The sequence below is a fragment of the Pseudomonas sp. HTZ2 genome (assembly GCF_033173945.1).
GTDB classification, from domain to species: Bacteria; Pseudomonadota; Gammaproteobacteria; order Pseudomonadales; family Pseudomonadaceae; genus Aquipseudomonas; species Aquipseudomonas guariconensis.
The window spans coordinates 3,656,353-3,670,867 of the sequence record NZ_CP137332.1 but is presented as its reverse complement, the minus strand read 5'-3'; the positions used below and the strand labels follow the sequence as shown (position 1 = coordinate 3,670,867).

Sequence of the window (14,515 nt, the reverse complement as noted above, 5' to 3'; positions counted from 1 at the left end):
CCAGTCGCGGCCTGTGAAAGGATGTTTTTTGCCAGATTCGCGGCCTGCCCGTCGGCCTGAGGATGGCCGCTGCCCGGCAACCCTGATAAAATCGCGCGCCTTCGCAGACCAGTGACGTACAGGCAGCCGCCGCCCTTCGAGCCGGCCTTGGCCGTCGCGGTCGTTTTCCCGAATCCCTCCCTCTTAAAGGCCTGGATCAATGAGCAAGCAACCCTCCCTGAGCTACAAGGACGCCGGTGTAGACATCGACGCCGGCGAAGCACTGGTCGAACGCATCAAGGGCGTGGCCAAGCGCACCGCACGCCCTGAAGTCATGGGTGGCCTGGGCGGCTTCGGCGCCCTTTGCGAGATCCCGGCCGGCTACAAGCAGCCGGTTCTGGTCTCCGGCACGGACGGCGTCGGCACCAAGCTGCGCCTGGCGCTGAACCTGAACAAGCACGACAGCATCGGCCAGGACCTGGTCGCCATGTGCGTCAACGACCTGGTGGTCTGCGGTGCCGAACCGCTGTTCTTCCTCGATTACTACGCCACTGGCAAGCTCAACGTCGACGTGGCCGCCACCGTGGTCACCGGCATTGGCGCCGGCTGCGAACTGGCCGGCTGCTCGCTGGTCGGTGGCGAAACCGCCGAGATGCCTGGCATGTATGAAGGCGAGGATTACGACCTGGCCGGCTTCTGCGTCGGCGTGGTGGAAAAATCCGAAATCATCGACGGCTCCAAGGTCGTCACCGGCGACGCCCTGATCGCCCTGCCATCCTCCGGCCCGCATTCCAACGGCTACTCGCTGATCCGCAAGATCCTCGAAGTCTCCGGCACCGACATCGAGAATACCCAGCTCGACGGCAAGCCTCTGGCCGATCTGCTGATGGCTCCGACCCGCATCTACGTCAAGCCGCTGCTCAAGCTGATCAAGGACACCGGCGCAGTCAAGGCGATGGCCCACATCACCGGCGGTGGCCTGCTGGACAACATCCCACGCGTCCTGCCCGACAACGCCCAGGCCATCATCGACGTGGCCAGCTGGCAGCGCCCGGCGGTATTCGACTTCCTGCAGCAAAAAGGCAACGTCGACGAGCACGAGATGCACCGCGTGCTGAACTGCGGCGTGGGCATGGTCATTTGCGTGGCCCAGGACAAAGTCGACAGCGCCCTGCAAGTGCTGCGTGACGCCGGCGAACAGCCATGGGTCATCGGCCGCATCGCCGAAGCGCCGGCTGGCGCCGCCCAGGTCGAATTGCAGAACCTCAAGGCGCACTGATGCCAAGCAAGACCTGCAATGTCGTAGTACTGCTGTCGGGCTCCGGCAGCAACCTGCAAGCGCTGATCGACAACAGCCGTGGCGAAGACAGCCCGGTGCGCATCCGTGGCGTGATCTCCAATCGCGCCGATGCCTATGGCCTGCAACGGGCCCAGGCAGCGGGCATCGAGACCGCCGTGCTCGCGCACGGTGGCTTCGATGGCCGTGAAGCCTTCGACGCGGCGCTGATGGCGTTGATCGACGGCTTCAAGCCTGATCTGGTGGTGCTGGCGGGCTTCATGCGCATCCTCAGCGGCGGCTTCGTGCGCCACTACCAAGGCCGCCTGCTGAACATCCACCCGTCGCTGCTGCCCAAGTACAAGGGCCTGCACACCCACCAGCGTGCGTTGGAGGCGGGCGACGCGGAGCATGGTTGCAGCGTACACTTCGTCACCGAGGAACTCGATGGCGGCCCTCTGGTCGTACAGGCTGTGGTACCGGTGGAGCCAGGCGATACAGCCGACAGCCTGGCACAGCGCGTTCATCGCCAGGAACACCAGATCTACCCGCTGGCGGTGCGCTGGTTCGCCGAAGGACGCTTGCGTCTGGGCGAACAAGGTGCACTACTGGATGGCCAGCCCCTGGCGGCCAGCGGTCACTTGATTCGACCCTAGGAGAATTTATGCGTCGTGCCCTGCTCTTGGCTCTCGCCGTGCTCGCCCTGCCCCTCCAGGCAGCTGATCTGAAGCCTTTCTCGGCTAGCTACACCGCCGACTGGAAGCAGCTGCCCATGAGCGGCACCGCCGAGCGCAGCCTGGAAAAAAACGCCAACGGTACCTGGAGCCTGAACTTCAAGGCGTCCATGATGATCGCCAGCCTGACCGAGCAAAGTACCCTGCGCCTGGACAACGACACCCTGCTGCCGCAGAAGTATCACTTCGAACGCGGCGGCCTGGGCAAGGCGAAGAAAGTCGACTTGGATTTCGACTGGAACAGCAAGAAGGTCACCGGCACCGACCGTGGCGATGCGATCAACCTGCCGCTCAACCGCGGCGTGCTGGACAAATCGTCCTATCAGCTGGCCCTGCAGCATGACGTGGCCGCAGGCAAGAAGAGCATGACCTACCAGGTCGTCGACGGTGACGAGATCGACACCTATGACTTCCGCGTGCTCGGTACCGAGAAAGTCACCACCAAGACCGGCCAGGTCGATGCCGTGAAGGTCGAGCGCGTCCGCGACCCGAGCCAGAGCAAGCGCATCACCGAGCTGTGGTTCGCCAAAGAGTGGGACTATTTGCTGGTGCAACTGCGCCAGGTCGAGACCGATGGCAAGGAATACGTGATCGTGCTGCAGGATGGCACGGTCGACGGCAAGTCGGTGAAGGGCAACTGATCACCGTTGTGAGCCCCCGAAGCCCCGCCTAGTGCGGGGCTTTTTGTTGCCTGTCCCGCCGGCTTGCGGGCAAACCCGCTTCCTATAAACACTGTTTACCTAGGGGAGCGGGTTTAGCCGCAAACAGCCCTTCATGAACTTTGTTTCATCGTCGTTTTATTTACTTAGCCTGCTAACTAACTCTATAAAGAAGGCCTGCGACATGTTGCCGCAGCCAACCGAAAGTGGAGTTTAACGATGACTGTCCAAGTAACCGAACGCGACGAATCGAAAATGTCCCACGAAAGCCAGGCCCACGGCCTGCGGATCTGGGATGTGCATCAGCAGGGCGAGCTGGTGGGGATGTTCCACTCCGAACACGAAGCCCAACAGTACCGCAGCGAGCTGGAATGTCTGGAGAACCAGCACAGCCCGCAATGACCGCACTGCCCACGAAAAACCCCGCCTGAGCGGGGTTTTCGTCTTTTACCACATCAAATCGTCAGGGATCTTGTAGGCCGCGTACGGATCGTCCTCGTCCGCTTCTTCGACATGGGTGTTGAGCAGCAGGATGCGATTGGGGTCACGCTCCTGGATCTTCACCGCCGCTTCACGCGGGATCACTTCGTAACCGCCGCCGAAAGACACGATGGCCAGGGCGCCGTTGCTCAGTTTGCTGCGCATCAAGGCGTTGACGGCGATGCGCTTGACCTTCTTGTCGTCGACGAAGTTGTAGTAGTCCTCGGTATTGAGCTTGGGCAGACGGGTCGCCTCGATCAGTTGCTTGATCTGCGCGGCGCGGGCCTTCTGCTCGGCCTTTTCCTGAAGCTGGCGGTTCAGCTCCTGGTCTTTCTTGGCCTTTTCGGCCATGGCCTCCTTGGCCAGGCGCTGCTGGGTGTCGTCGACCTCGGCCTGGCCTTTGTGCTCCAGACGCTTTTGTTTCTTCTCGGCTTTGTTGACCTGCTTGACCTGTTTCTGGTTGACCAGACCGGCCTTGAGCAATTGGTCGCGAAGGGAAAGGCTCATGTATTCACTCACTTATGCAACAGCTCAGCCGCAGCTGGGCAGGTTCTTTTCCTGACGCTTGGCTTCGCCCCACAGGGCGTCCAGTTCATCGAGGGTACAATCTTCGATCGGCCGGCCATTGTCGCGCAATGCCTGTTCGATGAAACGAAAACGCCGCTCGAACTTGCGGTTGGCCCGGCGCAGGGCGTTTTCCGGGTCTTGCTTGAGATGGCGGGCCAGGTTGACCGCGGCGAACAGCAAATCGCCGATTTCATCTTCCAGTGCATCAGCTTCGCCATCGGCCATGGCCTGCAGCACTTCGTCCAGTTCCTCACGGACCTTGTCCAGCACCGGCAGGGCATCCGGCCAGTCGAAACCGACCGTGGCCGCGCGCTTTTGCAGCTTGGCCGCACGGGACAAGGCCGGCAGGGCCGCCGGCACGTCGTCGAGCAACGACAACTGTTCGGGCTCGCTCTTTTCGGCACGCTCCTGGGCCTTGATCTCTTCCCAGCGCGCCTTGACCTGCGCCTCGTCCAGACGCGGAGTGTCCAGCGGGGCATACAGGTCGCCGGTAGGAAACACATGGGGGTGACGGCGAATCAGCTTGCGGGTAATCGCGTCGACCACGCCTGCGAACTCGAAACGCTCCTCCTCCCGCGCCAGCTGGCTGTAGTAGACCACCTGGAACAACAGGTCGCCCAGCTCGCCCTGCAAGTGCTCGAAATCGCCACGCTCGATGGTGTCGGCGACCTCGTAGGCCTCTTCAAGGGTATGCGGGACAATGCTCGCGTAGTCCTGCTTCAGGTCCCACGGACAGCCGTATTGCGGGTCGCGCAGACGGGCCATCAGGTGCAGCAGGTCATCGACAGTGTAGGTCATCGGGCAGGTCCTTCGGCGGCGGCTTCTGGCGGTTGAACCGGCTTCCACAAGCGGGGTGAAATCGCTGTGGAAGCGGGTTCACCCGCGAAAAAGGCACCTCGGTCTCAAGGGGTACGGTTACGCCGCGTCTCGATGATGTTCGGCAACTGCGAGATTCTGCCCAGCAAACGCCCGAGGGCGTCCAGGCCTGGGATCTCGATGGTCAAGGACATCAGCGCGGTATTGTCTTCCTTGTTCGAGCGGGTGTTGACCGCCAGCACGTTGATCTTCTCGTTGAGCAGCACCTGCGACACGTCGCGCAGCAACCCCGGACGGTCATAGGCGCGAATGATGATGTCGACCGGATACGTCTGCACCGGGATCGGCCCCCAGCTGACCTGGATCATCCGCTCCGGCTCCTTGCCGGCCAATTGCAGCACCGAGGCGCAGTCCTGGCGGTGAATGCTCACCCCGCGACCCTGGGTGATATAGCCGACGATGGCGTCGCCCGGCAGCGGCTGGCAGCAGCCGGCCATCTGGGTGAGCAGGTTGCCGACACCCTGGATCTGGATATCGCCACGTTTGCCGGAGCGGGTACCGCTGGCCTTGCGTGGGATCAGTTCGATCTGCTCGCTGCGCTCCGGCTCGAGCAACTGCTGGGCCGCGTTGACCATATGCGCCAGGCGCAGGTCGCCTGCGCCCAGGGCAGCGAACATGTCCTCGGCAGTCTTGACGTTGGCTTTTTCGGCCAGGCGTTCGAAGTCCACCTGGGGCAGGCCCAGGCGGCTAAGCTCACGCTCGAGCAGGGTCTTGCCGGCAGCGACGTTCTGGTCGCGGGCCTGCAGCTTGAACCAGTGGACGATCTTGGCCCGTGCGCGGGACGTGGTGACGTAGCCGAGGTTGGAGTTCAGCCAGTCACGGCTCGGGCTGCCGTGCTTGCTGGTGATGATCTCCACCTGCTCGCCGGTCTGCAGGCTGTAGTTGAGCGGGACGATACGCCCGTTGATCTTGGCGCCGCGGCAGTTGTGGCCGATCTCGGTGTGCACACGGTAGGCAAAGTCCAGCGGCGTGGCGCCCTTGGGCAGGTCGATGGCATGGCCATCGGGGGTGAACACATAGACCCGGTCCGGCTCGATGTCCACCCGCAGTTGCTCGGCCAGGCCGCCGATATCGCCCAGTTCCTCGTGCCACTCGAGCACCTGGCGCAGCCAGGAGATCTTCTCTTCGTAGTGGTTGGAGCTGGACTTGACGTCGGTGCCCTTGTAGCGCCAGTGGGCGCACACACCGAGCTCGGCTTCCTCGTGCATGGAATGGGTGCGGATCTGCACTTCCAGCACCTTGCCCTCGGGGCCGATCACTGCGGTGTGCAGGGAGCGGTAGCCGTTCTCCTTGGGGTTGGCGATGTAGTCGTCGAATTCCTTGGGGATGTGCCGCCACAGGGTATGGACGATGCCCAACGCGGTATAGCAGTCGCGGATCTCCGGGACCAGTACACGCACGGCGCGCACGTCGTAGATCTGGCTGAACTCCAGGCCCTTGCGCTGCATCTTGCGCCAAATGGAATAGATGTGTTTTGCCCGGCCGCTGATGTCGGCCTTGACGCCCGTGGCCAGCAGCTCGTTCTGCAGTTGGTTCATCACGTCGCTGATGAAGCGCTCGCGGTCGAGCCGGCGCTCATGCAACAGCTTGGCGATCTGCTTGTACTGGTCGGGTTCGAGGTAGCGGAAGGACAAGTCCTCCAGCTCCCATTTGATGTGACCGATGCCCAGGCGGTGGGCGAGCGGAGCATAGATGTCGAACACTTCGCGCGCCACACGCAGGCGCTTCTCGTCATCGGCGGCCTTGACCGCCCGAATGGCGCAGGTACGTTCGGCCAGCTTGATCAGGGCAACGCGCACGTCGTCGACCATGGCCACCAGCATCTTGCGCAGGTTCTCGACTTGCGCCTGGGAACCGAGCACCAGCGACTGGCGCGGGCTGAGGCTGGCGCTGATGGCGGCCATGCGCAGCACGCCGTCGATCAACTTGGACACCACCGGGCCAAAGCGCTGGCCGACCTCGGCCAGGGTCACCTTGCCCTCGCGCACCGAGCGATAGATCACCGCAGCCACCAGGGAATCCTGGTCGAGCTTGAGGTCGGCGAGAATTTCGGCGATCTCCAGACCCGCCTGGAAGCTGGACGTACCGTCGGCCCAGGAATGCTTGGCCGGGTTGCCCTTCTTCTCGACCTCCTGGGCGAAATCGCAGGCCTCCTTGAGCGCCTTGCGGTCCAGAGCCGAGTCGACGCTCACCACATGATCCAGCCATGCTTCGAGATTGATACTACCGTCGGTATTGACCGGCTGGTGCACTCTCACCTGTACCATCTTTCTTTTACCTTTCCATACAGCGCACCACGCGGGTGCGCTGGCAATCACCGTACGCCGCCCAGTCCCTGGACGCCGCACCAAGGGGCCAGCCTGGCTAGCCCGCTTCGAATAACGCCATGGCCTCGACATGTGCCGTCTGAGGAAACATGTCGAGGATCCCGGCCCTTGTTAACCGGTACCCCTGCCCGACCAGAACCTGGGCGTCTCGCGCCAGCGTGGCCGGGTTGCAGGACACATAGACCAGCCGCTTGGCCTTGAGGCGTGCGATGCCTTGCACCACCTCGAAAGCACCGTCGCGCGGTGGATCCAAGAGTACCGCAGAAAAGCCCTCGGCGGCCCATCCGGCGCCCGCCAAAGGCTGCGATAAATCGGCCTGAAAAAACCGTGCATTATGCACATTGTTGCTACGGGCATTGGCCTCGGCCCGTTCGACCATGGCCTGTACACCTTCCACGGCCACCACTTCCCGGGCCCGCCGGGCCAGCGGCAGGGCAAAGTTGCCCAAGCCGCAGAACAAATCCAGCACCCGATCCTCGGGTTGAGGGGCCAGCCACGCCAGCGCCTGCTCGATCATCAACGTATTGACCTGAGCATTGACCTGGACGAAATCCCCCGGCCGCCAGGCCAACTCCAGCCCCCAAGGCTCGAGTGCAAAACCAAGTGTCTGACCGGCCTCGACCGGCGCCGGTTCGCCGTCGCCCTGCAACCACAGCTGGGCGTCAGCCTGCTTGCAGAAGGCCTCCAGGCGCGCCAGATCCTCCGCCGGCAACGGCGCCACATGCCGCACCAGAACCGCTTGCGCGGTGCCGCTGAACAGCTCGACATGCCCCAACGCCTGAGGTTTGCTCAGGCTGCGCAGCACCGTCGGCAGATGGCGGAAAATCGCCTGCAAGGGCTGTACCAGCACCAGGCATTCGTCGATGGCGACGATGTCCTGGCTGGCCTCGGCCCGAAAGCCCACGTCCAGATGACGCGCCTTCGGGTCCCAGCGCACGGCGATCCGGGCCCGGCGCCGATAGCCGAATTCAGGGCCGACCAGTGGCGTGGCCCATTGCTCGGGTTGTACGCCGGCCACCCGCTGCAGTTGCTCGGCGAGCATCCGCTGCTTGAGTGTCAATTGGCCGTCGTGAGGCAGGTGCTGCAGGTTGCAGCCACCGCAACGCTCATAATACTGGCACGGCGCCTCGCGCCGTTCGGGGCTGGCCTGCAGCACCCGCTCCAAGCGTGCATCGACCACCTTGCCACGGGCGCCCAGCACGCGGGCCTCGACGGACTCCCCAGCCAAAGCGCCACTGACGAACCAAGTGCGTCCCTCGACAAAGGCGATGCCACGACCGTCACCGGCCAGACGCTCGATTTGCAGGCGTTGTTTCTTGCCGACCGGCACTTGTGGCGCACGATTGCCGCCGGCCGGCTGGAAGCGCAGGCCGCTGTTGCTTTTCTTTCTGGACATCAGGTTGCGTCGAACAGGCCAGTGGACAGATAGCGGTCGCCACGGTCGCAGATGATCGCCACCATGACCGCGTTCTCGACCTCGCGGGACAGGCGCAACATTGCCGCGACCGCACCACCGGAAGAAACGCCGCAGAAAATCCCTTCTTCACGAGCAAGACGACGGGTGGTCTGCTCGGCTTCGTCTTGGGACATATCGACCACGCGGTCGACCCGGGTGGCGTCGAAGATCTTCGGCAGGTACTCCTCGGGCCAGCGGCGAATGCCAGGGATGGCCGAGCCTTCCATCGGTTGCAGGCCAACGATCTGCACTGCCGGGTTCTGCTCCTTGAGGTATTGGGAGCAGCCCATGATGGTCCCGGTGGTGCCCATGGAGCTGATGAAATGGGTGATGGTGCCGTGCGTCTGCTGCCAGATCTCAGGGCCAGTGCTGGAATAATGGGCAATCGGGTTGTCGCCGTTGGCGAACTGGTCGAGCACCAGGCCGCGACCTTCGGCCTGCAGCTTCTCGGCCAAGTCTCGCGCCCCTTCCATGCCCTCTTCCTTGGTGACCAGGATCAGTTCGGCACCGTAGGCGGTCATCGCCGCCTTGCGCTCGGCGGTCGAGTTGTCCGGCATGATCAGGATCATCTTGTAACCCTTGATCGCCGCCGCCATGGCCAGGGCGATGCCGGTGTTGCCGGACGTGGCTTCGATGAGCGTGTCGCCCGGTTTGATCTGGCCACGCAACTCGGCGCGGGTGATCATCGACAGCGCTGGGCGGTCCTTGACCGAACCCGCGGGATTGTTGCCTTCGAGCTTGAGCAGGAGGGTGTTGGTGGTCTCGCCGGCGATACGCTGCAGGCGAACCAGAGGCGTATTGCCGACGCAATCGGCGATGGTTGGGTACTGCAAGGTCATGGCGTTGTTCGCAATCCGGACGGCAGGGGCGACTATCATACCGGCAAACCTTTGCTCGCCATATCACGCAATCTGTAGTCGCTATAGCTACAAGCTATAAGCTCGTACCGGTCCAAACCTGAACGCGCGGACCTGCCTCGCGATCCGACGCCACATGCGCCGGCAAACGCATGCACAGGCGTAGCCCTTGCTTGCCATTTTCGGCCCACAACGTGCCACCTTGGCGCTGAATCGCACTGCGAGCAATGCTCAGCCCCAGGCCGAAGCCGCCATCCCCGGGTCGGGAGCCATCGAGGCGGGAGAACGGCGCGAAGATCCGATCCAGATCCGCCTCGTCCACGCCTCCCCCCTGATCTTCCAGCCATAGCCGCCAATAATTGCCTTCGCGGTAACCGCCCAAGCGCACCAGCCCGTGTTCGGGCGAATGGCGGATCGCATTGCGCAGCATGTTCTCCAGTGCCTGGGCCAGGTGGTTGAGGTTGCCTTGCACCCAGCATTGGGCGGGCAATTCACAGCGCAAGCGTTCAGGCGGCCAGCCGCTTTCGTAGCAGGCATCCTCGGCGAGCATGTCCCACAGGGCCTGGAGCTGGATCGGCTCGAGGTTCATCGGTGCCCGCTCGGCATCCTGCCAGGCCAGTTGCAAGGTGTTTTCGACCAATTGCTGCATGCAGTCGATTTCCCGCGCCACCCGCTCGCGCAGGCATTGATGATCGGTCTCGCCGTCGCAGGCCACGCGCAAGCGGCTCAAGGGTGTGCGCATCTCATGGGAAAGGTCGCGCAGCATCTGCTGTTGCATGGCCACGCTCTCCTGCAGGCGCTCGGCCATCTGATCGAACGCCCTGGCCAGCTCGCCCAGCTCGTCATGCCGCCCAACGGTACGCGAATCCAGACGGGCCGACAGCTGGTCGGCACGCCAGGCGTTGGCCTGCTCGCGCAACTGGTTCAGCGGCACGATCAGCATCCGGTACAGACCGACACACAACAACAAGGTGAACAGGCCAGGAATCACGCCGTTGGTCAGGATCTGCCAGAACAGCAGGTATCGCCCGGGATTCAGCCGCTGCGGCAACTCGATCACCAACATGCCCTGCTCCGGCGCCTCGGGAAACGGCAGGCGCAGCCAAGGCTGGGTGATGCTGCGTCGGCTCATGGGCCAGTCGACTCCACGCAGACGTGTCAGTTGCTGGATTTCATCGGTGGACAGCGTGGCGCTGCCCAAAGGGCGCAGTTGGGCATCGAGCACATTCACCCAGCCGGGCTCGCGCTGGTGCATGCCGGCTAGCCAGCGGTCCACCCCCGCCCTGCCTTCTTGGCGCCAGGCCTGCTCGGCTTCGGCGGCATAACCGATCAGCTGTGCCTGGGCCGGCGCGTCGAGGAAGGCGTTGCGGGTTTCCATGTGCCGGCCCCAGGTGTAGCTCAGGCCAATCATCAACAGGCAGAAGCCCACCAGCAGAATGGCCAGCTTCCAGAACAGCGAATGCCGATCCAGCACTGTCATTCGGCCTCGCCGGCGCACAAGGTATAGCCCTTGCCCCAGACAGTACGGATTTGCCGTTCGTGATAGCCGAGCGCCTTGAGCTTGCGACGTATCTGGCTGACATGCATGTCAAGGCTACGGTCATGGCGGGAATAACCGCGCTGCAAGACCTGTTGATAAAGGAAGGGTTTGCTGAGCACTTCGTCCTGGCTGCGATGCAGCGTCTCGAGCAGGCGGTACTCGCTGGGTGTGAGCCCTGCCGAACGGCCGTCGAGCCAAACATCGCAAGCCGCTTCGTCGAAACGCAGCTGCCCGCTGACCACCTCCCGTGGCGCCTGGTGCCGGCGCTCCAGCGCCACCCGTCGCAGGATCGCTTCGATGCGTACCCGCAATTCGGCCATGCTGAAGGGCTTGGGCAGGTAGTCATCGGCGCCACGCTTGAAACCGCTGATGCGATCGGACTCGGCGCCCAGCGCGGACATCAGAATCACCGGCGTGGTGCTGTGCTTGCGCAGCCGGGCCAAGGCGTCCAGACCATTGAGGCCGGGCAACAGGATATCCATCAACACCACATCGAAGGCCTGGCGGCTGGCGGCCTCCAGGCCTTCGAGGCCGTTACGGCACCAAGTCACCAGGAAGCCGTCGCGCTGCAACTCGTCGTGCAGGTAGGCACCCAGCACCGGGTCGTCCTCGATGGCCAGAATGGTAGACGGGTGAATAGCTTCGGGATTCATTGGCTTCTGACATTAATTCTCAACTGCGCGATTATTGGCCATGCATCCGCCCAAGGCAACCGGGTCGCGCTCGCCGATGACCTGAGGCCAACGCAGGCGCCACTGATGATTCAGCCGCCAAGGCTGGGAACCGCAAAAAGAGCTACAAAGAAGTGCATCAGACGGCCCTGGAGAGTAACGTTCCGCCTGGGGCCGTCTTTATGCTGACGGCAGGCAAGCACATGACAGGAGACAAATGTGCTCGATCGTTTGGGAATCAGAAGCCGGGTCCTGCTGTTGGCCCTGCTGCCAGCCAGCCTGATGGCCCTGGTGCTGGGAAGTTATTTCAACTGGCTACAGCAAAACGAGCTGCGGACTCAGTTGCTCCAGCGCGGCAAGATGCTCGCCGAGCAGCTCGCGCCCTTGGCAGCGCCCTCCCTGGCCAACCCGGCCCAAGCCCAGGAGCTGCTCGAACGCATCGCCGCCCAAGCCCTGGAGCAAGCCGATGTGCGCGCCGTGGCATTCCTGGCCCCCGACCGCTCGCGCCTGGCCCATGCCGGCCCGAGCATGCTCAACCAGGCGCCGACCGGGGGCACCGGCACTCAATTGCTGCAACGCACCGGCAATGACGCTACTCGCTACCTGATGCCCGTCTTCGGCCATCATCGTGACCTGGCCTCCCAGGCGGTCCCCGCCGAAGCCGAGCGCCTGCTCGGCTGGGTCGAAATCGAACTGTCCCACGACGGCACCTTGCTGCGCGGCTATCGCAACCTGTTCACCAGTCTGTTGTTAATCTTCGGCTGCCTGTCGCTCACCGTGTTGCTCGCCCTGCGCATGAGCCGGACGATCAACGATCCGCTCAGTCGCATCAAGCACGCCGTCACCCAACTCAAGGAAGGCAACCTGGAACAGCGCCTGCCGGCGATGGGCAGCCATGAGCTGGATGAACTGGCGGCGGGCATCAACCGCATGGCCGAGACCCTGCAAAATGCCCATGAGGAACTGCAGCACAGTATCGACCAGGCCACCGAAGACGTGCGCCAGAACCTAGAAACCATCGAGATCCAGAACATCGAACTGGACATGGCGCGCAAGGAGGCGCTGGAGGCCAGCCGCATCAAGTCCGAGTTCCTGGCCAACATGAGCCACGAGATCCGCACACCGCTCAACGGCATCCTCGGCTTCACCCACCTTTTGCAACGCAGCGAGATGACCCCGCGCCAGCTCGACTACCTCAATACCATCGAGAAGTCCGCCGACAACCTGCTGGGGATCATCAACGAGATCCTCGACTTCTCCAAGATCGAGGCCGGCAAACTGGTGCTCGACAGCATTCCGTTCAACCTGCGCGATCTGATCCAGGACACGCTGACCATCCTCGCCCCTGCGGCCCACGCCAAGCAGCTGGAGCTGCTCAGCCTGGTCTACCGCGACACCCCGCTGTCGCTGATCGGTGACCCGCTGCGGCTCAAGCAGATCCTCACCAATCTGGTGAGCAACGCCATCAAGTTCACGCGCGAAGGCACCATCGTCGTGCGTGCCATGATCGAGGATGAACAGGAGGACAGCGTACAACTGCGCATCAGCGTGCAAGACACAGGCATCGGCCTCTCGCCCCAGGATGTGCGCACCTTGTTCCAGGCCTTCAGCCAGGCCGATAACTCGTTGTCACGCCAGCCCGGCGGTACCGGCCTGGGCCTGGTGATCTCCAAGCGCCTGATCGAGCAGATGGGTGGCGAGATCGGCGTGGACAGCACCCCAGGCGAAGGTTCGCAGTTCTGGATCAGCCTCAGCCTACCGCGCGCTCATGACGACGCGCAGGAGCAACCGCTGCAACCGTTGCTCGGGCGCCGCGCCGCCATCGTCGATGGCCACGAGCTGGCGCGCCAAGCCCTGGAGCACCAGTTGGAAGATTGCGGCCTGAGCGTCAGCCTGTTCGCCTCCTTCGACCAGTTGCTGCAAGGCGTGCAGGCGGCGAGCCAGGCAGGCCAACCCTTCGAGTTCGCGGTGCTGGGGGCCAACCTGGGTACGCTCTCGCCGGAGCAACTGGGCCATTATCACCAGCAATTGGAACGCCTGGGCTGCCTGTGCGTGGTGCTTTGCCCGACTACCGAGCAGGCGCTCTATCACCCCTACCTGCCCAATCCCCATGGCCAGTTGCTGTCCAAGCCCACCTGCACGCGCAAACTGCGCCGCCTGCTGCTCGAACTGGTGCAACCGCGCCGAGCGACCAACGACGCGCGCGCCAGCGGCAATACCCGGGCGCCGAGGATTCTCTGCGTGGACGACAACCCTGCCAATCTGTTGTTGGTGCAGACCCTGCTCGAAGGCCTGGGCGCCGAGGTGTTGGCGCTGGACAACGGCTATGCCGCGGTCAAGGCAGTGCAGGACGAGCCTTTCGACCTGGTGCTGATGGATGTGCAGATGCCGGGAATGGACGGACGCGCCTGCACCGAGCAGATCCGCCGTTGGGAAGCCAGCCAGAGCGGCAGCCCGCTGCCCATCGTCGCGCTCACCGCACACGCCATGGCCAACGAGAAACGGGCCTTGCTGCACAGCGGCATGGACGATTACCTGACCAAGCCGATCAGCGAGCGCCAGCTGTCCCAGGTGGTGATGAAATGGACCGGAATGAGCCTGGTGCCGTCCATGCAGGAGCGCGGCAGCGAACGGGCCATCGACAGTAACGAGCTGAAGGTGCTCGACCCTGAGGAAGGCCTGCGCCTGGCCGCCGGCAAGCCGGACCTGGCCGCGGACATGCTGGCCATGCTGCTGGCGTCTCTTGAGACCGACCGTGAATCGATCCGCGTCGCCCGCGAGCTGGGTGATCGCACGGCGATGATCGAACGGGTCCATCGCCTCAACGGCGCATCGCGCTACTGTGGCGTGCCGCAACTGCGCGCGGCCTGCCAGCGCAGCGAGACCTTGCTCAAACAGGACAGCCCCCAGGCGGCGCAAGCCCTGGACGAGCTGGACCGGGCCATCGTGCGGCTCGCGGCTCAGGCTCGGCTGAGCGCCTGAGCGCAAAGCCCTGGGGCCGCAGGACGGCCCCAAAATCGGGGGCGTTGCACTATCCGAACAGTGACGCCACTGAGCAAGATCAACGTCCTTCTTCGCAGGCTGTCTACACTG

Annotated in this window: 12 protein-coding genes; 5 read left to right on the top strand and 7 right to left on the bottom strand. The window is 63.5% G+C overall.

The annotated features are described in order from the left end of the window. Positions 1–199 precede the first annotated feature (199 nt). The 4 genes from purM (at position 200) to R6G97_RS16995 (ending at position 3,050) form a co-directional block, all read left to right on the top strand. Positions 200–1,258 (top strand): phosphoribosylformylglycinamidine cyclo-ligase, encoded by a 1,059-nt coding sequence (gene purM / locus R6G97_RS17010; protein ID WP_070572965.1) that lies wholly within the window; start codon positions 200–202, stop codon positions 1,256–1,258. Next, positions 1,258–1,911, top strand: coding sequence for a phosphoribosylglycinamide formyltransferase (gene purN, locus R6G97_RS17005; protein WP_090343586.1), 654 nt, complete (start codon positions 1,258–1,260; stop codon positions 1,909–1,911). The genes purM and purN overlap by 1 nt, the downstream gene beginning before the upstream one ends. An 8-nt stretch (positions 1,912–1,919) precedes the next feature. Further along, the gene (locus R6G97_RS17000; RefSeq protein WP_043215178.1) at positions 1,920–2,630 is read left to right on the top strand and encodes a DUF3108 domain-containing protein; all 711 of its coding nucleotides are present in this window, start codon (positions 1,920–1,922) and stop codon (positions 2,628–2,630) included. Positions 2,631–2,867: 237 nt separating this feature from the next. Further along, positions 2,868–3,050 (top strand): hypothetical protein, encoded by a 183-nt coding sequence (locus tag R6G97_RS16995; RefSeq protein ID WP_043215180.1) that lies wholly within the window; start codon positions 2,868–2,870, stop codon positions 3,048–3,050. Between the two features lie 45 nt (positions 3,051–3,095). Here R6G97_RS16995 and R6G97_RS16990 read toward each other — a convergent pair whose 3' ends face one another. The 7 genes from R6G97_RS16990 to R6G97_RS16960 form a co-directional block, all read right to left on the bottom strand. Beyond that, the gene (locus R6G97_RS16990; protein ID WP_043215184.1) at positions 3,096–3,635 is read right to left on the bottom strand and encodes a DUF2058 domain-containing protein; all 540 of its coding nucleotides are present in this window, start codon (positions 3,633–3,635) and stop codon (positions 3,096–3,098) included. Between the two features lie 24 nt (positions 3,636–3,659). Further along, positions 3,660–4,493, bottom strand: coding sequence for a nucleoside triphosphate pyrophosphohydrolase (mazG, locus tag R6G97_RS16985; protein ID WP_043215186.1), 834 nt, complete (start codon positions 4,491–4,493; stop codon positions 3,660–3,662). 104 nt (positions 4,494–4,597) lie between these two features. Next, a complete protein-coding gene (gene relA / locus R6G97_RS16980) occupies positions 4,598–6,838 on the bottom strand; it encodes a GTP diphosphokinase (RefSeq protein WP_043215189.1) in 2,241 nt (746 codons plus the stop codon). A 97-nt stretch (positions 6,839–6,935) separates the two neighbouring features. Continuing rightward, the gene (rlmD, locus tag R6G97_RS16975) at positions 6,936–8,294 is read right to left on the bottom strand and encodes a 23S rRNA (uracil(1939)-C(5))-methyltransferase RlmD (protein WP_182816201.1); all 1,359 of its coding nucleotides are present in this window, start codon (positions 8,292–8,294) and stop codon (positions 6,936–6,938) included. Further along, positions 8,294–9,193, bottom strand: coding sequence for a cysteine synthase CysM (cysM, locus tag R6G97_RS16970; RefSeq protein ID WP_043215206.1), 900 nt, complete (start codon positions 9,191–9,193; stop codon positions 8,294–8,296). The genes rlmD and cysM overlap by 1 nt, the downstream gene beginning before the upstream one ends. Positions 9,194–9,287: 94 nt before the next feature. Continuing rightward, positions 9,288–10,685, bottom strand: coding sequence for a sensor histidine kinase (locus R6G97_RS16965; protein ID WP_052352514.1), 1,398 nt, complete (start codon positions 10,683–10,685; stop codon positions 9,288–9,290). A 2-nt stretch (positions 10,686–10,687) separates the two neighbouring features. Continuing rightward, positions 10,688–11,404 carry a response regulator transcription factor gene (locus tag R6G97_RS16960; RefSeq protein ID WP_043215192.1) on the bottom strand — a complete coding sequence of 239 codons (717 nt, stop codon included), beginning with the start codon at positions 11,402–11,404 and terminating at the stop codon, positions 10,688–10,690. Between the two features lie 237 nt (positions 11,405–11,641). Between R6G97_RS16960 and R6G97_RS16955 the strand changes: the two genes are divergently transcribed. Continuing rightward, a complete protein-coding gene (locus tag R6G97_RS16955) occupies positions 11,642–14,404 on the top strand; it encodes a response regulator (RefSeq protein WP_182816203.1) in 2,763 nt (920 codons plus the stop codon). The last annotated feature ends 111 nt before the right edge of the window (positions 14,405–14,515 follow it).